The organism is Microcoleus sp. A003_D6 (assembly GCF_036702825.1).
Taxonomy (GTDB): Bacteria; Cyanobacteriota; Cyanobacteriia; order Cyanobacteriales; family Microcoleaceae; genus Microcoleus.
This window is the reverse complement of sequence record NZ_JAUBWA010000078.1, coordinates 15,336-35,323: the sequence shown is the minus strand read 5'-3', so window position 1 is coordinate 35,323 and position 19,988 is coordinate 15,336. Positions and strand designations below refer to the sequence as shown.

19 protein-coding genes and 1 pseudogene are annotated in these 19,988 nt (G+C 45.2%); 13 read left to right on the top strand and 7 right to left on the bottom strand.

Annotated elements, in window-relative coordinates; all coding sequences use genetic code 11:
• Positions 1 to 138: 138 nt before the first annotated feature.
• Positions 139 to 702, bottom strand: a pseudogene (locus tag QUB70_RS20700) (Uma2 family endonuclease).
• A gap of 164 nt (positions 703 to 866) precedes the next feature.
• On the opposite strand from QUB70_RS20700, the gene QUB70_RS20695 reads away from it, so the two are divergent.
• Positions 867 to 2,252, top strand: coding sequence for a lipid-A-disaccharide synthase-related protein (locus QUB70_RS20695; protein WP_332983132.1), 1,386 nt, complete (start codon positions 867 to 869; stop codon positions 2,250 to 2,252).
• A gap of 174 nt (positions 2,253 to 2,426) precedes the next feature.
• Here QUB70_RS20695 and QUB70_RS20690 read toward each other — a convergent pair whose 3' ends face one another.
• Positions 2,427 to 3,176 (bottom strand): 2-phosphosulfolactate phosphatase family protein, encoded by a 750-nt coding sequence (locus tag QUB70_RS20690; protein ID WP_332983131.1) that lies wholly within the window; start codon positions 3,174 to 3,176, stop codon positions 2,427 to 2,429.
• A gap of 90 nt (positions 3,177 to 3,266) precedes the next feature.
• On the opposite strand from QUB70_RS20690, the gene QUB70_RS20685 reads away from it, so the two are divergent.
• Positions 3,267 to 4,160: an EI24 domain-containing protein gene (locus tag QUB70_RS20685; protein ID WP_332983130.1), complete on the top strand. Its 894-nt coding sequence runs from the start codon at positions 3,267 to 3,269 to the stop codon at positions 4,158 to 4,160.
• 3 nt (positions 4,161 to 4,163) lie between these two features.
• Here QUB70_RS20685 and QUB70_RS20680 read toward each other — a convergent pair whose 3' ends face one another.
• Positions 4,164 to 4,418: a hypothetical protein gene (locus QUB70_RS20680; protein ID WP_332983128.1), complete on the bottom strand. Its 255-nt coding sequence runs from the start codon at positions 4,416 to 4,418 to the stop codon at positions 4,164 to 4,166.
• A 307-nt stretch (positions 4,419 to 4,725) separates the two neighbouring features.
• On the opposite strand from QUB70_RS20680, the gene QUB70_RS20675 reads away from it, so the two are divergent.
• From QUB70_RS20675 to QUB70_RS20665, 3 genes are all read left to right on the top strand, one after another.
• Positions 4,726 to 6,231: an MBOAT family O-acyltransferase gene (locus QUB70_RS20675; protein WP_332983127.1), complete on the top strand. Its 1,506-nt coding sequence runs from the start codon at positions 4,726 to 4,728 to the stop codon at positions 6,229 to 6,231.
• Between the two features lie 10 nt (positions 6,232 to 6,241).
• Complete coding sequence (locus QUB70_RS20670; protein ID WP_332983126.1) at positions 6,242 to 7,150, top strand: hypothetical protein; 909 nt, start codon at positions 6,242 to 6,244, stop codon at positions 7,148 to 7,150.
• Between the two features lie 420 nt (positions 7,151 to 7,570).
• On the top strand, positions 7,571 to 8,488 hold the full coding sequence (locus QUB70_RS20665) for a serine/threonine protein kinase (protein ID WP_332983125.1): 918 nt from the start codon (positions 7,571 to 7,573) through the stop codon (positions 8,486 to 8,488).
• Between the two features lie 59 nt (positions 8,489 to 8,547).
• Here the strand turns inward: QUB70_RS20665 and QUB70_RS20660 are convergent, their stop codons facing one another.
• From QUB70_RS20660 to QUB70_RS20645, 4 genes are all read right to left on the bottom strand, one after another.
• Positions 8,548 to 9,174: a J domain-containing protein gene (locus QUB70_RS20660; protein WP_332983124.1), complete on the bottom strand. Its 627-nt coding sequence runs from the start codon at positions 9,172 to 9,174 to the stop codon at positions 8,548 to 8,550.
• A gap of 130 nt (positions 9,175 to 9,304) precedes the next feature.
• Entirely contained in the window at positions 9,305 to 9,898 is a 594-nt protein-coding gene (locus QUB70_RS20655) for an ATP-dependent Clp protease proteolytic subunit (RefSeq protein WP_332983122.1), read from the bottom strand.
• Positions 9,899 to 9,913: 15 nt separating this feature from the next.
• Positions 9,914 to 10,057 (bottom strand): hypothetical protein, encoded by a 144-nt coding sequence (locus tag QUB70_RS20650; protein WP_332983120.1) that lies wholly within the window; start codon positions 10,055 to 10,057, stop codon positions 9,914 to 9,916.
• Positions 10,058 to 10,192: 135 nt separating this feature from the next.
• A complete protein-coding gene (locus QUB70_RS20645) occupies positions 10,193 to 10,852 on the bottom strand; it encodes an ATP-dependent Clp protease proteolytic subunit (RefSeq protein ID WP_332983119.1) in 660 nt (219 codons plus the stop codon).
• 72 nt (positions 10,853 to 10,924) lie between these two features.
• On the opposite strand from QUB70_RS20645, the gene QUB70_RS20640 reads away from it, so the two are divergent.
• The 8 genes from QUB70_RS20640 (at position 10,925) to QUB70_RS20605 (ending at position 19,749) form a co-directional block, all read left to right on the top strand.
• The gene (locus QUB70_RS20640; protein WP_332983117.1) at positions 10,925 to 12,160 is read left to right on the top strand and encodes a vWA domain-containing protein; all 1,236 of its coding nucleotides are present in this window, start codon (positions 10,925 to 10,927) and stop codon (positions 12,158 to 12,160) included.
• Between the two features lie 142 nt (positions 12,161 to 12,302).
• Positions 12,303 to 12,869 carry a Uma2 family endonuclease gene (locus tag QUB70_RS20635; protein ID WP_332983116.1) on the top strand — a complete coding sequence of 189 codons (567 nt, stop codon included), beginning with the start codon at positions 12,303 to 12,305 and terminating at the stop codon, positions 12,867 to 12,869.
• A gap of 4 nt (positions 12,870 to 12,873) precedes the next feature.
• Positions 12,874 to 13,350 (top strand): tetratricopeptide repeat protein, encoded by a 477-nt coding sequence (locus tag QUB70_RS20630; protein WP_332983115.1) that lies wholly within the window; start codon positions 12,874 to 12,876, stop codon positions 13,348 to 13,350.
• Positions 13,351 to 13,451: 101 nt separating this feature from the next.
• Positions 13,452 to 14,483, top strand: a complete 1,032-nt coding sequence (gene thrB / locus QUB70_RS20625; RefSeq protein WP_332983114.1) for a homoserine kinase — start codon at positions 13,452 to 13,454, stop codon at positions 14,481 to 14,483.
• Between the two features lie 198 nt (positions 14,484 to 14,681).
• Entirely contained in the window at positions 14,682 to 15,407 is a 726-nt protein-coding gene (locus QUB70_RS20620; RefSeq protein ID WP_332983112.1) for a DUF6884 domain-containing protein, read from the top strand.
• Positions 15,408 to 15,439: 32 nt separating this feature from the next.
• Entirely contained in the window at positions 15,440 to 17,074 is a 1,635-nt protein-coding gene (locus tag QUB70_RS20615; protein WP_332983110.1) for an ATP-binding protein, read from the top strand.
• 2 nt (positions 17,075 to 17,076) lie between these two features.
• Positions 17,077 to 18,696: a hypothetical protein gene (locus tag QUB70_RS20610; RefSeq protein ID WP_332983108.1), complete on the top strand. Its 1,620-nt coding sequence runs from the start codon at positions 17,077 to 17,079 to the stop codon at positions 18,694 to 18,696.
• Between the two features lie 12 nt (positions 18,697 to 18,708).
• A complete protein-coding gene (locus tag QUB70_RS20605) occupies positions 18,709 to 19,749 on the top strand; it encodes a hypothetical protein (protein WP_332983107.1) in 1,041 nt (346 codons plus the stop codon).
• Positions 19,750 to 19,988: the final 239 nt, after the last annotated feature.

Sequence of the window (19,988 nt, the reverse complement as noted above, 5' to 3'; positions counted from 1 at the left end):
CCAATGCCCAATGCCCAATGCCCAATGCCCAATGCCCAATGCCCAATGCCCAATGCCCAATGCCCAATGCCCAATGCAAGTCTGGTACCTCATCTTTCTGAGAAAGGCTATACTCTCCTGCTCTAATATTCTGTTGTTTCAATCTAATAGCCAACCAAATAAATCTCCTACTGTCAGTTGCAATTCCCTGGCAAAAGATGGCACGGGCAATAACTGTTCCGGTTCGTCAAACACCTCCGTTGATTGAGTCGGCCGATATACAAAAACCGATCGCTGCTCTGGATCGATTAACCAACCCATTTGAGTTCCGTGTTTGAGACAATGTAAAATATTTTTAGTAACTTTAGTTTGGCTTTGGTCGGGAGAGAGGATTTCAATTGTTCAATCCGGGGCGATCGCAAACACATTTGCCACACCACCATTTTCGTTGCGGGGAATGCGCTCCCAAGTGAATACAGTCACGTCGGGAACGATCGCTCGACCGCCAAAAATGCACCGTAGTTCTGGAAATGCTCGCGCCACCTTTTGAGATTTGAGAGCAGTATTAGCAGCGCTTGTCAACTCGCCTTGAATGACACTATGTTCTCCTTGAAGCAGGGGTTTTTGAATGATTTCACGGTCAATGTACTCGCTGGCTGGTTTGGTTTCTGACAACTTCAGAAACTCTTCGAGTGTCAGAGATTTTGCCAGGGTTTGTACCATCCGATTTGACCTCTAAAATAGGAGTTTCACCTGCTATTTTACCAAAAATTGCCCGACTCGCGCGATCGTCGATCCGCTTACTTCAACATCCGGCTATACCACCTTGCATCCTGCGGCTAATCTTGCTTCTATATATTCAGAGACAGTTTTTGAGAGATTTGGGATTGAAAATACTTTGCCTCAGTAACGGCCACGGAGAAGACGCGATCGCCCTTCGCATCTTGCAGGAACTGCAACAGCACCCGCATCCCCCAGAATTAGCCGTGTTTCCGCTAGTGGGCGAAGGGCAAGCTTTCGCTCAACTAGAAAACGCCCCCATCATCGGCCCGGTGCAGCGGATGCCTTCGGGCGGATTTATTTACATGGATAGAAGAGAATTTTTGCGCGATGTCAAAGGCGGGCTGCTTCAGTTGACCCTAGCTCAGTTTAAAGCCATCCGCGCTTGGGTGCGGACGCAAAAACAATCTGGGAATCAAGACGGCGTTATTTTAGCCTGCGGGGATATTGTACCGCTGCTGTTTGCTTGGCTGAGCGGTGCGCCCTATGCCTTTGTCGGCACCGCCAAGTCGGAGTATTATTTGCGGGACGAAAACGGGCCTCTGGCTCGCAAATCCGGTGTCTTTGATTCCTGGGGTTGGTCGCGATCGGTTTATTTCCCTTGGGAGCGCTGGTTGATGACTCGATCGCGCTGTCGGGCCGTTTTTGTCAGGGACGCGCTGACCGCCGAGACTTTACAAAAGCTGGGAATTCCGGCTTACAATCTCGGAAATCCGATGATGGACGGACTCGAACCGGAAAACCCAGTCGGTTTTTACGGCCCTGACGCAGAGTTTCTCGAAAGCTCGCGATCGCTCGTCATCACCTTACTCCCCGGTTCTAGAGCGCCGGAAGCCTATGCTAATTGGCTGCTAATAGTAGAGGCTGTAGCCGGAATTTTGTCGCTGTTTGGCGATCGTAAATTGTTATTTTTCGGAGCGATTTCAAGAGAGTTAAACTTAGAAGCTTTGCGACCTAGTTTAGAATTTTTCGGCTGGCGTCAAGACGGCGAAACTAGAACGCAGCGGCGAGAAGGAAGTATTTTGCGACCTCCTGTTTCTAGCGCTCGAGAAATTCAGAAAGAATCTCCTAATTTGCTATTGCCCTTGACATTTGTGCAGAGAAACGCCACGATGATTTTGACTCAGCAAAGTTTTAACGATTGTTTGTACGAAGCCGATTTAGCAATAGCAATGGCCGGAACAGCTACAGAACAGTTTGTAGGTTTGGGAAAACCGGCGATCGCCATTCCCGGAAACGGCCCGCAATTTACTCCCGCTTTTGCAGAAGCTCAAAGTCGCCTGTTAGGCCCCTCATTAATTTTAGTCAAACATCCCGTCGAAGTTGCCGGCGCCGTGCAGTCTTTGTTCCGCGACCCCGACAGGTTGCAGCTAATCGCTGAAAATGGCTGGCGCCGCATGGGAGAACCCGGTGCAGCAGCCAGAATTGCCGAGTGTTTAATTCAGCGGTTCGGCGGTGAAGACAGCAATTCTCAATCGCCGACCGTACACTAGGGACACAACAATGTTGTGTCCCTACCGAATATCTTTAATTCTAGTTTCTTTTAAAAAAATCTTGTGCGCTAACTACTAACTTCCGTAGGGTGCGCATTGCGCACCTTACTAATACTTGACTCGCAGAAAAATTCAATTCGCCGTTTTTTCCGAAGATTGAACCCAGAAATCAGCCTAAGAAATTTTAAAATCCGACTTAACCAAAACTCCCGGTTCTCGCTGCACCGGCAGCACATCCAAAGTATCCGTTTGCGCGCAATATTTTAAATCTTCAATAACACCTAAACCGAGGAGGCGCTGACCGTGACTGGCTTTTTCCAACAATTCGTGCAACCGATCTTGCCAGTGCAAATAAAGAGCAATAGCCGCAAATACTTCATCGTTACCAGCAAAATCGCTCGCAGGAATACCGCTTTCTGCTAGGAGACTTTGGGCGATCGCACCAGCACAAACCGTATCTTCCAACGAATAACTTCCTTCCCAACCAGAACCCACAATCCAAATAGTTTCCGGCTTTTCCTTTAACAGAAACTGCACCGCAGATTTGCGGTTAATCAAAGCCGCCGTTAACACAGTTGCAGCAGCTTGCACTCTCTCCAAAGCCCGAGTACCGTTAGTTGTGCTGATAAAAATTCGCTTCCCACTCACCTTTTCTGGCGTGCAGTCGAAGGGGGAATTCCCCATGTCAAATCCGTCAACTTTGCCGCCGCCGCGCTCTCCGGCGCGAATCCGCTTATCTGCAGGCCATTTTTCGCTCTCGGCCATCAGCTTATCTAAGTCGCTGAAAACTTGAACAGCTTCCGCCCCATTATTCAGGGCCGTTGCCATTGTCGTAGTCGCCCGCAGCACATCAACTGCGATCGCACAAGCCGGCATTTTGTCGGCTGGCGTAAGTTCCGGGGTATGGTAAATAAAAAGCTTCACTTGTGGGGCTACCTGCAATAAATCCTCATCAGTCATAATAATGGAAAATGGATAATAGAAAATAGAGTCGAGTCCTCAAAAGCAGAAAATATGTCAAAACAGCTCAATTCAAATCCCGCCCCCGTCGCCATTACCGCACCAATTGGACTCCTCGCAGGTTTTACCTATCCTTTTCGAGCTTTCACGCTGATTTGGCAAACTCCCAAGCTGTGGACTTATGTATTAGTTCCCGTGGTACTAAATTTTATAATTGGTATCGGTCTTTATTTGAGTTTGCTATTTCCCAGTTTGGCAGGCATAGACGTTTTGGTGGCCGATTTGTCCGTCCGATTTAATGCTTTAATTGCGAGTTGGCCAGCTTGGCTGAGCTTTCTCGGCGCGTTAACAGTCGCTTTCGGCTGGCTGCTGCGGGTACTCCTAGTGTCAGGACTTTTGCTGATAATCGGGTTTTTGTTAGTGCAGTTTGGCGTGATTTTAGGTTCGCCCTGGTACGGCAAACTTTCCGAACAATTGGAACTCCTGCGGAACGGTCAATTGCCCGCAGAAGAACCAATGAATTTGGCGAGTAGTTTTGCGGATATTCAAAGGGCGATCGCCTTTGAACTGCGAAAACTACAAATTTTGTTGAGCGTCGGCATACCGCTGCTGCTGCTGAATTTTATCCCTGGTTTCGGCTCTATTCTTAGCAGTTTGGGTGGCGTAGCTTTGGGCGCGACTATTGTCTGTTTGGACTTTTTAGATGCACCTTTGGAGAGGCGGAGGCGGCCTTTTCAAGAGAAGTTGGAGATAATTCGGGCGAGTTTGCCGGCTAGCGGGAGTTTTGGTGTGGTTTGTTTGGGTTTGGTGAGCATTCCGCTGTTGAATCTGTTGGCGATTCCGCTGTGCGTGACGGCGGGAACTTTGTTTTTTTGCGATCGCATTTGGCCGGCCCGCTTTGCCGCACAAGAAACTCATAGCGATCGAGAAACTAACATTACCAATTAAAAACTAAGGAGATGCTTCTCTCTTCGGCTGACTCTGGGAGTTAAGACCCAAAAACGGGCTTAAAAACAGCCAACTAAGGAAGAAGAAAGAAGCTGTAAATAGCTGGACAATATCCACCGCCGACAAATATCCATCAGATAATAGTGCAATCGTTCTATCTGTCAGCCCGAATATCCAGGAGAGAATCCCAAACAGCCAAATGCCTTTTTGAAGCATTGGCAAAAATGCTGAAACTTCGGAGTTTTGCTGCTTGTTCATTAATTTAGCCCTTGTGTGCGAAGAATCTGATTAACCGGGGCACCCCAAGGGCTTAAGGATTTTTGGTGTCTCCTCGGATTCCCTTTGTTCTCTATATGTTAAGAAATGTTTCCCGATATTGCAACAGGTCTGCGGAGGTATTCGCGCATCTATCTCAAGAGGTAGTCGAAGCGTGAAAAACCAGTAAAATTTGCTACACTTTAGGAGGAGGCGCGATCGCGATCGGGCTCTTGCCGACTCTTGCCAGTAGTCGCAGGCGCTTGATATAGTGGGTCACAGGCTAGGTAAAAGAGCGAAATTATAAACTATGTTATTTAACAGTATTGAATTTTTAGTATTTTTTGCGATTGTTTTCGCCATATATTATTTCCCTCCCTTGCAAAAACTGCAAGTTCCCATCCTCATAATTGCCAGCTTCATATTTTACAGTTGGAGCGCGCCCGCACTGCTGTCGATCCTGCTACTCTCCATTATTATCAACGCTACGGCCAGCTTTCAAGTTGCCCGAATTTCCGACAAGAAACAGCGATTTATTTGGGCTTTATCGGGAGTAGTTCTCAATGTATTAATTTTGAGCTTGTTTAAATACGCCGGTTTGCTGACTAACTTTGTTGCTGATGTTTTTAATATTGCTCGAACCGAAGGCAGCATTGCTTATTTATTCTTAAAATTGCCGCTGCCGATCGGCATTTCTTTCTACACCTTTGAAGGCATAAGTTTAATCGTAGACGTACTTACTCAGAAAGACAAAAGCGAAACAGAATCAAACGCTTACGTCTCGCCAAACTTCACCCAACACCTGCTAAATACTTCATTTTTCATTAGCTTTTTCCCCAATTTACTGTCAGGCCCGATTTTAAAATCCAAAACATTTTATCCCCAGATTGTTCCTAAATACTTTAAAGACATTCCTTGGAATTTTATTTTTAGATCCCTCGTTGTCGGCTACTTCCTAAAAATGGTCATCGCCGACAACTTAAAAGACTATACCTTCTGGATCAGCTTTCCCTACTACCAAGGATTTGGAACTATTACCAACCTAACCCTGCTGTTCGGCTACTCAATACAAATCTTCGCCGATTTTGCCGGTTACTCCTTAATTGCGATCGGTTTTGCTGCTGCTTTGGGTTACAAAATTCCCGAAAATTTCGACTTTCCCTACATCTCCCGTTCCCTATCCGAATTCTGGAGAAGGTGGCACATTTCCCTCTCTACTTGGCTCAGAGATTATCTATACTTTCCCCTCGGCGGAAACCGCAAAGGAAAAATCAAAACTTATGTTAACTTAATGACAGTAATGACTTTAGGAGGATTGTGGCACGGGGCCGCTTGGAGTTATGCAGTTTGGGGAATTTATCACGGATTTGGTTTGGCCGTAGAACGCTTTTTTGGGTTCGATAAATCCAAAAACAAATCGCCAGAACCAAATCAAGCAGAAACCAAACCAATCTGGCAGCAATTATTATTTGACAGCCTTAGCGTTTTAGGAATTTTCTCTTTTGTTTCCGCAGGATGGCTGCTTTTCAAACTGCCTCGATTTGAAGAAGCGGTTGACTTCGCAGTTACTTTAGTTCGCAACTATAAAGTCAAGCCCGGTTGGAGTCAAATTATTCCGACGCTGATTTTTTCGATACCCGTAGTAATTTATCACATTCCTCATTTTCCCACTTGGCAAAATCTGATGAAACAGGATTCAAATAAAAACGGTCAAAAAGTCTGGAGCATTTATCAAGATTTAGCTTTAGGAATTATGCTAGCAATGATATTCCTCAACAGCGGCAGCTCGAAACAATTTATTTATTTCCAATTCTAGAAGGTGTTATATGTTTGTCAAATTCCAGTTGCGATCGATTTTGCGCCCGGTACTAATTTTTCTGTTTCTAATGAGTTTTTATCAAGTGCTCGTCAGCGGCGGAGTTTTGCCAGCTTCCGACGGAGTTAGCCTGATTCAACGTAATATTGTCAAAGCTCAAAGGTATGTATATCAGCATGATTCCGAGCTGAAAATGGTAATGGTAGGTAGTTCTCTAGGTGCCAACCTTAACGTTGAAGACATTGGAGAGGGCGTAAAGAGCATAGCTTTGGGGGGAGGAGCGAGCCAAACAGGTTTAGAAATAGTTAAAAGAAGTAAAAGCAAGCCCCCGATCGTTTTGGTAGAAATTAACGATACTATTGTCCGCAAAATAGATGCAGAATTAGTTGATTCTTTGTATAACCCTATTTTTTATTGGCTGCGCCAGTATCTGCCGATGATGAGAGAGGAATACCGTCCGATTAGCGTTTTTGTTGATTCTTTTAAAAGTCGCTCGAAGCAGAATTTAAAACTGATGACGCGAGAGGCACTAGATAGCTTGGAAGGTCGAAATCTTACTCCCGAATTATCGCAAAAAGCTATCCAAACGACAGTTGACATTCAAAGCCAACTTTTGTCTGAAAAAGATGCAAAAGATATGATAAAAGAAGCTGATTTGATTAAAAATCAAATCGCTGAAATCACAAAGGATAGCGGGGCAAAAGTAGTTTTATTTGACATACCGCTCGAGTCGCGAGTTAATGCTGCAATCAGGATAAAACAAGTCCGAGAATTGGTGAAAAAGTTGTTTCCGCCCGATCGCTTTGAGTGGCTGCCGCCCCCGCCATCGCAAGAGTGGCGCACCAATGATGGCATCCACTTGATCCGCAGCGATGCTAGAGATTTTGCCGAGTTTTTGAGGGATAAATTGCTGGGCTAGTAGGGCGGGCACGGCACGGCCCCTACAACAACCAGTTTTTTGTGATTCTTTTATCTGAAAAGTGCTGTAACTTTAGAATGTCAATCAATTTTAGATTTTAGATTTTAGATTTTAGATTTGAAGCATTGACCCCACGGATAAATTCGGGGGCGCCTTTATCAGACCTCTTGCAAAAGTCCTTTTAATCAAATTTTGGAACGGGCAAGATGCCCGTTCCACAAGGAAAAATGTTTTTTGTGGGATGGGCATCTTGCCCGTCCTAGTTATTTTTGCAAGAGGTCTATCGGATACAGTTTTTTATTTCTCCACGAATAAATCAGGAGGCTTGTATCCTAGATGCTTTCGGTCAAAACTACTGGGTTTTATGCTAATAATTGAATCTATTTGTTAAATCCGTCAGTCGTGGACGTATCAAGGCCGATGATTTACTGCATCAATCCTCAGTGCGAACAACGCGAAAATCCTGCTGCTGCTCAAAATTGTCAGGCTTGCCGCACGGATTTGTTAATTGCCGATCGCTACCGCATCCTTAAACCAGTGCGATCGCCCAATCCCGCACGCCCCACAGACATCTTTGAAGTCGAAGATTTGGGAACAGGGGACAACGAATGGGGAACTGTCAAAGTTTTAAAAGTCTTGAAATACACCCACAATCCAGATTTAGTTCGCTTGTTCAAGCAAGAAGCGCGAGTTTTGATTTGGCTGGCCGGAAAGGGCCCAGTTCCCCAAGTGGAACCCGACGGTTATTTCCCAATTAAACTCCCCCATAACTTCCAGAAATTGTCTTGTTTGGTGATGGAAAAAATTACCGGAGAAAACTTGGCAGAATTCTTAACTAAAAACCAGCACGTTTCTCAAAAACTAGCTGTTGATTGGCTGCAACAAATGCTTCATATTTTGCAGGAAATCCACAAATATCATTTAGTACATCGCGATATTAAGCCATCCAACCTGATGGTTGAAGCCAATGGGAAATTGAGATTAATTGACTTCGGCGCCGCAACAGAAGCAGAGATAGATACCGCACCCATAGGTTCTGCTGGATACTGCGCGCCGGAACAAATTGCAGGTAAAGCTGAAGTGCGATCGGACTTTTTTGCTTTGGGGCGTACTTTTGTACATTTATTAACAGGCATAGAGCCGATCGACTTTCCCGTCAATTCAAAAACTGGTAAAATTCATTGGAGGAACCAGGCTGTAGATATTGACCCGTTACTTCTAGAGTCGATCGACCAATTGATGGAACCGCTACCAGAAAACAGACCGAAAAACACCCAAGTCATTTTAGAAAAACTCAAAAATATAGACCTTTTGATTACCTCCACGGAATCGAACTAATAATTTCCAATCCTCTATGCCCAATGCCCAATGCCCAATGCCCAATGCCCAATTCCCAATCAATAAATCTGTTCCAACCTGCGAAAATCCCGCTCAACTTCCGCCCACAAAGCCCGATTGTGAGGGTCAGTTTTCACAGCCTTTTTCAAATAAATTCTCGCCTTATCAACCTGCTTTTCCCCGATCAAATGCCGTCCCCAGCGCTGATAGGCGATCGCCTGCCACTGACGCACCTCCAAATCTTCGGGAACCCGCTGGGCTAAACCTTCAATCAAGGCGATCGCCCGCGGAAACCTCTGATATTTCAGCAACTGCTGCAACTCAAAATAAGCATCTTGCTTTAACTTTTGTTCTACCGCCGACAGATCCGCATGAGATTGAACCGCGGCCTCTTTTCGAGTCACCTTAACTGCTTGCGGTTGAGCTTTCACCCCCAGATCCGGCGGTGTCGAAGTAGGCGGCACAGTTGAATTGGCAACTTTCGACTCCGCAACATGGTGGGGGGCAACATTCACCAGGAACTTATAAGCCTCAGTAATAGCAATAAACTTATTTTTAGCCTGTTCGTTTCCCGGATTCACATCGGGGTGATACTGTCTGGCTAACTGCCGATAAGATGCCTTAACTTGCGATAAACTCGCACCAGACCTCAGTCCTAACTGTCGGTAATAATCTGCAATATCCATTTAGCATGAATGAGCGTTGATAATACCATTAAATATGGCAGAATCCTTAAATGTAAAGATTCTGCCAAAATTTAGTGCGAACTAGGTTGTAGTGCGAGGGTTGCCCGCACTACTGAACCGAAAAAATAACTTACGGACGATCTTCGATCACTCTGTCAATCAAGCCGTATTCTCTGGCTTCCTCAGCGGACATAAAATAGTCGCGATCCATGTCCTTCTCGATTTTCTCGATCGGCTTGCCAGTATTCTTAGCATAGATATTATTCAGTTCGTGGCGCAGCCGCAGAATCTCTTTCGCCTCAATCTGAATATCCGTTGCTTGTCCCCGCGTGCCCCCAGAAGGCTGGTGAATCATGATGCGCGAGTGAGGCAAAGCTAACCGTTTCCCCTTCGCACCGGCAGCTAACAGGAAAGAACCCATCGAAGCAGCCAAGCCCACACAAATCGTCACCACGTCCGATTTAATGTGCTGCATGGTATCAAAAATAGCCATGCCTGCCGACACCATCCCCCCTGGGGAATTGATGTACAAAATAATATCCTTACCTGAATCTTCCGAATCGAGATAGAGCATCACAGCGATGATTTGATTGGCAATTTCATCGTCAATGTCCCTGCCCAAGAAAATAATCCGTTCCCGGTAGAGGCGATCGTAGATATTAATCCACTGAGTATCATAACCACCCGGCATTTTGTAGGGAACTTTTGGCACACCTATAGGCATAATTCGGAACTCCGTTTAGTTGGTAATTGGTAATTGGTAATTGGGAATAGGGCATTGGGCATCGGGCATCGGGCATCGGGCATTGGGCATCGGGCATCGGGCATTGGTAATTGGGAATCGGTAATTGTTGGGAATCGGTAATTGGGAATTGTTAGTCATAAAAAGACTATTGAATAACTAATCAGGGTAGAAACTACTAGCCATTAACCCTTAATTATTACTCATGCCCGATGCCCCATTCCCCATGCCCCATGCCCCATGCCCCATGCCCCATGCCCCATGCCCCATTCCCAGTTAGATGACTCCAGCCGGCAGCGGTTTTGGCAATTCTTCCGAACTTTCAAGAACGCGATCGATCAAACCGTATTCTTTAGCTTCATGGGGCGTCATGTACAGCAACCGATCCATATCTTTAGTAATCTTTTCGATCGGTTGGCCAGTACAGCTTGCAAAAATCTCAAGCATTGTCGCTTTATTTGCCAGCACTTCCTTAGCCCGAATTTGAATGTCGCTTGCTTGACCCCGCGTGTACGCCTTGGGTTGGTGCAACACAATAGAAGCGTGGGGCAAACTCGCCCGAAAGCCTTTTGTACCAGCCGCTAACAGCATCGCAGACATCCCCATTGCCGAACCGAGGCAAATAGTGTGTACGGGCGGCTTAATGTACCTGATCGTATCGCAGATAGCGAAGGCTTCTGTTTCAAAGCCGACGGGTTCGCCGCTGTAACCAGAAGTGCCGGTCGAGTTGATGTAGATTTTGATCGGCTTATCCGCATCTTCGTACTGCAAGAACAACAGTTCAGCAATAATCAGTTCTGTTACCGCAGGCACCAAAGGCATACCCAGATAAACGATCCGCTCCTTCAGCAACAGGGAAGGTAAATCGGGAGGGGGCGTCCGAGAGTTACCTTCCCCGTAGTATGGCGATTGCACTGCTTTAATGGGTGTGTTCATATAACCGAAATGTTGCCTGAACTGATGGAGTTATTCTTAAAGAAATAGTAACGCAATCTTTAGGTATCCCGCATGAAAGTTAGTTTGCTCCCGGTTTTAAACGACCCTAACCTTGACGCTGCTGCGCCCTCAACGCAGCGCCAGCTAGCGATTTCGGTGTCGGCGACGGCAAGCTCGATCGACTCCAGCGTACCCTTAAACCTGTGCCTGATTCTCGACCACAGCGGTTCGATGGGCGGACGCCCCTTGGAAACCGTCAAACAAGCTGCCGGACGGTTGCTCGATCGGTTGAAGCCCGGGGATCGCTTTTGCGCGGTGGCTTTCGACCACAAAGCCAAAGTCCTCGTCCCCAATCAAATTGTCGAAGACCCCGCTAACATTAAACGGCAAATTGAGAAATTGCGTCCGGCAGGCGGCACAGCAATTGATGAGGGCATTAAGTTAGGTATTGAAGAGTTGGGCAAAGGCAAAAAAGAAGCTATATCTCAGGCGTTTCTGCTGACTGACGGCGAAAACGAACACGGCGACGACAGCCGCTGTTTGAAGTTGGCTAAACTGGCGGCCGAGTATAACATGACTTTAAATTCTCTGGGATTTGGCGATAACTGGAACCAGGATATTTTGGAAAAAATTGCTGATGCTGGCGGCGGTGCTCTGGCTCACATTCAGCGTCCCGAAGATGCGGTTGACGAGTTTGGCAAACTGTTTACTCGCGTCCAAGGTGTAGGTTTGACTAATGCTTATTTGCTATTTTCGCTGATGCCAAAAGTGCGGTTAGCCGAACTCAAACCGATCGCCCAAGTTGCCCCGGATACGATCGAATTACCGGTGCAGCAAGAGGGCGATCGTTTTATGGTGCGCCTGGGAGATTTAATGAAGGATATAGAGCGAGTAGTTTTGGCTAATATTTATATTGGACAGTTACCAGAAGGCACGCAGGCGATCGGGCAATTGCAAATTCGCTACGACGATCCGACTGTCGGTTCAAGTTTACTTTCCGATCCTGTTGCAGTTTCTGCTAATGTCTTAAAAGTTTATCAGCCGGCACTTAATCCAATGGTGCAGCAGCACATTTTAGCTTTGGCTAAGTACCGCCAAACTCAACTCGCAGAAACTAGATTGCAACAGGGCGATCGCGCCGGTGCGGCTACGATGCTGCAAACTGCTGCTAAAACTGCTTTGCAAATGGGCGATAAAAGTGCCGCAACTGTGCTGCAAACTTCTGCTACTCGCTTGCAATCTGGCGAACAATTGAGTGAAGCCGATCGCAAGAAAACTCGGATTGCTTCTAAAACTATTTTGAAGTAATGTCATGTCCGGTTAATTGCGATCGGCAGAATTGTTTGTAGTAAGGACTTTAGCCCTAATTGACTAAAAGCCCGATTGGAGGACTGAAGTCCTTACTACAAACAGGTTTATAATGTTTGTATGACCTATCAAGAGTGTTTGTATGAGCCAGACAATATCTGATAAAGTACGCTGGACTACCGCCGATTTAGAACTATTGCCCGATAACGGCGATCGTTATGAACTTATTGATGGAGAGTTATTTGTGACTAGAGCACCGCATTGGGGTCATCAAGAAGCTTGTGGTAACCTCTACTTAGAGTTAAAAACTTGGTCGCGCTCGACTGGTTTGGGACGAGCCGCCATCAATCCGGGTCTTATTTTCACGGATGCCGATAACGTTATTCCTGATGTAGTTTGGGCCAGCAATGAACGCTTGGCTATCTTGCTAGACGAAGCCGGTCATTTAACCGCCGCACCTGAGTTAATTGTTGAAGTATTATCTGCTGGTACAGACAATGAAAGACGGGATAGAGATTTGAAACTCCGACTCTATTCGGTACGAGGAGTACAGGAATACTGGATTGCGAATTGGCGGTTGCGACAAATTGAAGTTTATCGCAGGGAACAAGCAAGTTTAAGGCTCGTTGCTACGCTGTTGAGCGCTGATGAATTGACCTCGCCTTTGTTACCTGGTTTTAGTTGCTCTGTCGCTCAAATTTTTGCTTAGATTTATGAAACACTTTTACCGGGCGATCGGCATTTTAGGATTTGTTACCGTTTTGGGTGGCATATCCCCTGCCATTACAGCAGAGTCAGCGCCAATACTCATCGTTCAAAATCCTGCTGAAGACTTATTTAACAGCGCTTTAGCCAAATCAGAAGCGGGAGACATTCAAGGGGCGATCGCAGATTACACAGCAGCAATTCGCCTCAACCCAAACTACGCCAAAGCCTACAACAAACGCGGCATCATCCGCGGCCGCAACCTTCGAGATTATCCAGCAGCAAAAGCAGATTTCGATCGCGCCATTGAAATCAACCCCAACTACGGCGACGCTTACTACAACCGCGCCAGAGTCCGCGAGTTCTTAGAAGACAAACCGGGGGCGATCGCCGATTATCAAAAAGCCGCCGAACTCTATCAAAAATCCGGCAATACCAACGATTATCAAGACGCCATCAAGCATCTTCAACTGCTGGGGCAATAAATAGCTTTGTGAAAACATGGTATAAAATAAATACCCAAAAAATCATCTGCGTTCATCCGCGTTCATCTGCGGTTAAACACTCCAAATCCATTACTCAAAAAATGCCCGAAACTTCCACCGTCACCGTCACCGTACCCGCTACAACCGCCAACCTAGGCCCTGGATTCGACTGCATCGGTGCCGCTTTAAGCCTCTACAACTGCTTCCAATTCTCCCGACTCGAACCCTCAGCAACCGAGAAACTAAAAATTACCGTTACAGGCCAAGAAGCCGCCAAAGTCAAGACAGACGACAGCAATCTCGCTTATCAAGCTTTTCTCAAGTTATACGATCGCCTCCAACAATCGCCGCCGCCCGTAGCGATACATATAGATATGCAAGTGCCGCTTGCTAGAGGTTTGGGGAGTTCCGCTACAGCTATTGTCGGCGGGTTAGTCGGTGCAAATGAGTTAGCCGGTGCGCCTTTGAGTCAGGTGGAAGTGATGCAGTTGGCGATCGAACTTGAAGGCCATCCCGACAACGTTGTCCCCGCTTTGCTGGGAGGATGTCGCCTCGCTGCTAGCAATGCACCCCCCCAACCCCCCCTTAGTAAGGGGGGGCTAAGAGAACAACTCCCCCTTACCGAAGGGGGGGTAACAGAATCACCCCCCCTTAGCAAGGGGGGGCAGGGGGGGGGTTCCTGGGAGATTTGCGATATTCCCTGGCATCCAAATATTGTGTCCGTGGTAGCCATTCCCGATTTTGAGCTTTCTACCGCCGAAGCCCGCAAAGTTTTGCCAGCAGATTACAGTAAGGCTGACGCGATTTTCAATGCCGCACACCTCGGTTTGCTAGTGCGGGCTTTGGAAACTGGGAATGAAAACTGGCTGCGCTGCGCCCTCCAAGACAAAATTCACCAGCCTTACCGTCGATCGCTGATTCAGGGATATGAAGCGGTGCAAGAAGCTGCGTTGAATGCAGGGGCTTGTGGAATGGTAATTAGTGGTGCTGGCCCGACGCTTTTGGCTTTAACGGATGTTACTAATGTTGATGCGGTTGAGAAAGGGATGGCGGCTGCTTGGGGGGAATTTGGGGTGAAGGCTGATGTAAGGGCGATCGCGATCGATACTCAAGGATCGCAAGTCTCCAGTTAGTTGAGTTAGCTTCACAAAAAATCGGCTCTTCCGTAATTGTGGTCATAACGCAAGGTTATAATCTAGCTGAATTAAGCTTTTAAGCCTTCATTATCCCAAAAAATTGTATTGCTTGCTACTTTTTACACCAAGCATCCGGCATAGCCGAAATAGAATAATGTGGTAAATAACATGAATAATATATAGTGAGTTCTGAATTTGCGACATCTGCTAATTTTGGCTTGCTCGCAGCGTAAACGTTCGGATGCTGATTCGCTGCCTGCTATTGAGCGCTATGATGGCCCAACATTCCGTTTGCTGCGTCGTTTTCTGCGGAAACAACCATCAGCACCGTTAGAGATATATATTTTGTCAGCTAAGTTTGGACTGATACCTAGTGACTATCCGATTCCAGATTATGACCAAAAAATGACAAGAGCTCGATCGCGCCAACTGCAACCAGAGGTCATGGCTAAACTCAAACATATCCTCAACGCCAAGCCATATCAACAACTTTGCATTTGTCTGGGTCGAGATTATTTCCTTGCACTGGATAAATACGATATGCTAATCAAATCAGGATTAGCTGTGCGAATTGCTACAGGCTCCTTGGGTAAAAAGCTGGCAACGTTGCATGATTGGCTGTACGGAAAGCCCCCGGAACTAGCTAGTGGACAGGCGATCGACTTGCAAGGAAAAGCTTGCCTCAAGGGAATTGAGGTGGTAATGACACCAGCACAAGTGCTTGATGTGGCGCGTCAGGCGTTGGTGGAAGGCAAGGGCAACCCCGCTAGCTATCAGTCATGGTACGTGCTAGTTGGCGATCGACGGGTATCCCCGAAGTGGGTAGTAAGTCTGTTGACAGGATTGCCTGTCAGCGCTTTTCATTCCAGTGTGGCTAGGCGATTGCTGCAACAACTTGGTGTAGAAATTTATAGAGAATAATCAAATCTTAATCTTAATCGAGGTGTTTAAAAATGAGCGTCAAGACTCTTCCTATTGGTACTGTTATTTCTGATCGGGATACTCCAACTTTTGAAACTGTGCGAATCAAATTGAAAGCAGGACAAGATGTAAAGCCTGGTATGCTTGTTCGGATTCCTGTATCAAGAGCAGAAAAGACCATGCTTTATGGTCGAATTCGTAGTGCTTATGAAAGCAACTCTAATGAAAGCGCAGAAAGCATCAATGTTACTGAGAGCATGGGGCTGCCACGAAATTTTCCTAAAGAGGAAGATAGCACAAGTATATTTCGCATTGCCGAAGCTGACTTGATTGAGGAGATTATAGAGATCAGAGCGCCACAGAATTTACCAAATTCGGGTACAGAAGTATCTATTGCTGATAGCAATGAAACTGTTAAAGAGGCAGAGAGCATATCTCCTATAGAGACAGAGATCAGAGCGCCACAGAATTTACCAAATTCGGGGGCAGAAGTCTTTATTGCTGATAGTGATGAAACCGTCCGTGTTTTGGGTATGGAGACAGATCCATCTAAAGGTTTGTACATTGGTGAAACAGTAAGTGGCACAAAAACAGCAGTTATTCTAAAGCGTGAGGCGATTCAACGGCATTTTTTTATAGGTGGAACTACAGGCAGTGGTAAGAGTTATGCAATGGGTGTAGTTGCAGAAGAAATTATCAAGATGAAGTTACCAATTGTTTTTATAGATACGCAGGATGAATATTCGTCGCTCGTTGAAAAATTGGATGGCAAAGTTGTTGAGCCAGGAAAAGATTTTAGCATTCGCATCTCATCACTTACTGAATCAGAATTGATAGATTTACTTCCTGAAGCCATGAAACAGAGTTCAGTTCAATGTGACGTAGTGACAAGGGCTTTTGGTGAACTACAAACTCGTCTAGTCAATGGAGATATTGCCAAATTTACCTTGGATGATGTTTTAGCAAAAATCCCAGATTCAGCAGAAGCACTATCAGGTAAACCTGGTGATGTGCCACGATTAGTAGATACAGTCACACGCAGGTTAAAAACTCTCAATAATTACAAAATATTTGGCGAGGGGGTAGCTGACTGGCGAAAACTTATGTATCCTTGTCTGGCAATAAATTGTAAAAAATTAACATCTATACAGCTTCAATCTATAGCAACAGCAGTCTTGAGGGAACTTCAGAACTTACGCATCCGGGGTCATATTCCACCTTATGTGGCGGTTGTGGATGAAGCTCATTTGTTTGTACCACAAGGTGAGGGTAGCCCTTGCAAACAAATAATACGGGAAGGTGTACGAATTGGAAGACATCACGGCATTTGCATGGTATTAATGACACAAAGCCCTATTGACATTGATAGAAGCATTATCCGTCAGTGTAATACAAGACTGGTGTTTGCGTTGGAACCAGATCAACTTGATGCCATTCGGGGAGTAAAGTCAGATGCCTCTGAAGAAATGTTACGTGCCCTACCCAAAATGCCACGCGGTACTTGTTTGCTTTCGGGTACTTATGAGAGTGTGAAGCATACGATTCCGGTACGCATTAGGGAGCGTAAAACTGAAAATTCAGAAGGTGGTAAAACTCCTGATATTTTCAAGGAGATGAAAGATGAATGGATATCTAAAATTAATGACTTAAAACAAAAGGAGAAATAAAAATGCCCAGAAAACGCAAATCTCAATCTAACTCTCCCGATCCTGATCGATATAGGCAGCTATCAATATTTGACATCCTCAACTCTGATACCTATGAGGTACTGAGCCGTGATGCAGTTGCGGATTATAATCCAGTTGCAAGAACGGCTGATTATATGCGACAAATAGTTGAATCTGAGAGAGCTTGGACAACCACAATTCAAACTGCTCGGGAACATTTACTAGAAAAAGATCCGAGGGAACTATACCTTGATTTTTTCACTGATCTCAAGCGTCAGATAGAGCAAGACTCATCTAAATCAGCACGACTAGCACGCCTGTTAGAGCAGGTTGCTATTCGTGGATTTGGAATGACTAAGGAACAAGTGCGAATTGAGAAACCAGCAAGAGGTAGTAGTCGATGGAGAGTAAATCTGGATGTTGCATCAATTCAACAACACCTTCAAAGCCATATTGTAGGAGAACACTTCCTTAACCCGATTACTTCTGATGACGTTTGGGGAAACCGTGATTTTCTCATCGGGTCTTCTGATGTGAGCCAGCATCGCAGTTCTGTACCTATTCCCGCACGATTTTTCACACGCAGTGTACCCTTTTTACTTAACAATGCTGCTGGTGCTGTACTTAGGGTGCAACAGGGTCAAGCGAGTTATGATCCGCCTCGATTCAACCCCCAACCGAATGAAGAATTACTCAAATGGATGCTAATTGACCCCTCGTATCAAGACGAGCTAGAACCTGAAGATTATCAGCGCTGTCTAGCCTCAGCAATGGATGTTGGTCAGTATAAATTTGACTATCAATATTTGTTGAATGCAGACCGAAGTCGTCCAGATATTATCCTCAGAGATGGTAGCCTATTTCCGCAGGATGCTTACCTAGACAACTTTTTAATTGAAAATAGGCGGGGTGAATTCACTCGCGAAGCAATACGAGGTCTGCTTGAATGTCTCGATTGTGCTAAAAACTCTGGGATTATTTACTGTGGAGTATCCAAAAATGTACGTTTAAAAGTTTATAGTGCCGTGTTGGATTGGTATATAGCTAAGGAGATAGATCCGAAGTGGGAAGCGGGAAACTATACTCTTAATGATGGACAAATGATGACATTGTTGTTGTCCGATCCTTCGTTTGTTGGTGATTATCTAAAACAAACCATAGCTACCTGTCTGATACGTCGTTCTTTCACTACAAGAGCTACTTTGAATGAAAAAGCTAATCTTACAGACTTAGAAAGCTCTTACTTTGAACGTTATGAAAAACAACATGACATTAACATCAGTTCTTATAAACAATTGTGTAAAATTTTTCATATGTATATGTTTTTTATCGGTCACTCCAAAAACCCTAATCAGCAGTTACCTCGGTATGAATTTTTTCACCATGATTCTCTTGGCTCAGTATCATCAATAGCACAAAAAATTCTAACGGCTTTACGATATTCTAGTATAGATATTGACCAAGATCATTCATTTATGGCTGAGGAGCCAATTACGTATATAATACCAACAGTTACTCAGCAAGCACATATTTACTCAAAGGATGTGGGTAAGTACATAACTGATGGCACTGGACAATTGCTCATGTCGCGATATAAAGCTCTACTATCAGAAATGGTTTAGGATATCTGAATCATGCAAATCGTCGCTGGCATCAGTTTAAAGGGAATAAAACCGCGTGTATGGGACAGAACCTCAGAGTATTTTCTTCCCCAACTACACGCGGTAATGATTTCCTACGCCGATTTTCACAAAATGCCCAAACGCAGGCGTGAGGCGATGGAAAAGGGACTGCACGAATCTTTGGGTATTCCTACTCAGGTTCAAATTTATCTTGATAACGGTGCTTTTTACTTTATAAAACGTGATGGTGAAACGCCAAGAAAAGAGTATGAAGAGTTTGTAGAAAAAGCTAAACCAGACTGGTATCCAATTCCTCAAGACTTTATTCCTACTCCCAAAATGACATTTAAGCAGCAGAAACAATGTTTTAAGCGCACAATGGAAATGAATCTGGCTTATAAAGACCATCCATCATACATTCCTGTTATTCACATTAGCGAATTGCTTGAAGATTATGTAAATGAAATCAAAGCACATAAGGAATTCTTAGCAAAACCATATATTGCTTTGGGTGGCATTGTACCAAATTTACTCCGCGCTCCTAAAGCATTGCCTTATCATAAAATTCTATCTAGCATTCAACATATACGCGAAGAATTCAAGAATACAAAACTTCATGTTTTTGGCATTGGTGGCACAGCAACTATACATTTAGCCGCTTTATTGAAGATTAACTCAGTAGACTCAAGCGGTTGGCGCAGTCGGGCAGCGCGGGGGATGATACAATTGCCTGGAACCGGAGAGCGAATTGTGGCTCCTTTAGGTAACTGGAGGGGTCGTCAAGTCAGTCAAGAAGAAGAAAAGAAACTAGAGGAATGTCTATGTCCAGCGTGTCGTCAGTATAAACTAAATGGACTGAAAATAGGTGGTATGGAAGGTTTTTGTAATCGAGCTACTCATAACTTGTGGATACTACTGGAAGAGGCTCGACTAATTGAAGAACATTTATATAATAGTGGAGATTATAAGGAGTGGTACAAGGGACACTTAGATAACACTATTTATCGTCCACTGATTGCTAAAATAGTTGAAAATAATGAAAAATCAAGCTAAGCGAGCTGAGATTAATAACTTTTGTTTGTTTTCTGCTACACAGCCAACCTACATCCCGAAGCCAACACTTTCTCCCTCTGCGTCAAGAGCGTCCTCTGCGGTTAATTTAAAAATTTAGTGATTGTAAATACAATTCCCGACCAAACACTCGATCGAACTCCTCAATTTTGTGTGGGGATCTAAAATTCACCTAAAGTTCGACGCCCTTTCGCAAAACCCTCCCTAAGATAGAAGTTAGG

Coding starts and splice junctions, on each gene's coding strand:
- QUB70_RS20645 (WP_332983119.1), bottom strand. CDS start 10,852: ATGAACACACCCATTAAAGCAGTGCAATCGCCATACTACGGGGAAGGT.
- QUB70_RS20675 (WP_332983127.1), top strand. CDS start 4,726: ATGTTATTTAACAGTATTGAATTTTTAGTATTTTTTGCGATTGTTTTC.
- QUB70_RS20660 (WP_332983124.1), bottom strand. CDS start 9,174: ATGGATATTGCAGATTATTACCGACAGTTAGGACTGAGGTCTGGTGCG.
- QUB70_RS20655 (WP_332983122.1), bottom strand. CDS start 9,898: ATGCCTATAGGTGTGCCAAAAGTTCCCTACAAAATGCCGGGTGGTTAT.
- QUB70_RS20665 (WP_332983125.1), top strand. CDS start 7,571: ATGATTTACTGCATCAATCCTCAGTGCGAACAACGCGAAAATCCTGCT.
- QUB70_RS20650 (WP_332983120.1), bottom strand. CDS start 10,057: ATGACTAACAATTCCCAATTACCGATTCCCAACAATTACCGATTCCCA.
- QUB70_RS20610 (WP_332983108.1), top strand. CDS start 17,077: ATGCCCAGAAAACGCAAATCTCAATCTAACTCTCCCGATCCTGATCGA.
- QUB70_RS20640 (WP_332983117.1), top strand. CDS start 10,925: ATGAAAGTTAGTTTGCTCCCGGTTTTAAACGACCCTAACCTTGACGCT.
- QUB70_RS20685 (WP_332983130.1), top strand. CDS start 3,267: ATGTCAAAACAGCTCAATTCAAATCCCGCCCCCGTCGCCATTACCGCA.
- QUB70_RS20635 (WP_332983116.1), top strand. CDS start 12,303: ATGAGCCAGACAATATCTGATAAAGTACGCTGGACTACCGCCGATTTA.
- QUB70_RS20680 (WP_332983128.1), bottom strand. CDS start 4,418: ATGAACAAGCAGCAAAACTCCGAAGTTTCAGCATTTTTGCCAATGCTT.
- QUB70_RS20630 (WP_332983115.1), top strand. CDS start 12,874: ATGAAACACTTTTACCGGGCGATCGGCATTTTAGGATTTGTTACCGTT.
- thrB (WP_332983114.1), top strand. CDS start 13,452: ATGCCCGAAACTTCCACCGTCACCGTCACCGTACCCGCTACAACCGCC.
- QUB70_RS20605 (WP_332983107.1), top strand. CDS start 18,709: ATGCAAATCGTCGCTGGCATCAGTTTAAAGGGAATAAAACCGCGTGTA.
- QUB70_RS20615 (WP_332983110.1), top strand. CDS start 15,440: ATGAGCGTCAAGACTCTTCCTATTGGTACTGTTATTTCTGATCGGGAT.
- QUB70_RS20670 (WP_332983126.1), top strand. CDS start 6,242: ATGTTTGTCAAATTCCAGTTGCGATCGATTTTGCGCCCGGTACTAATT.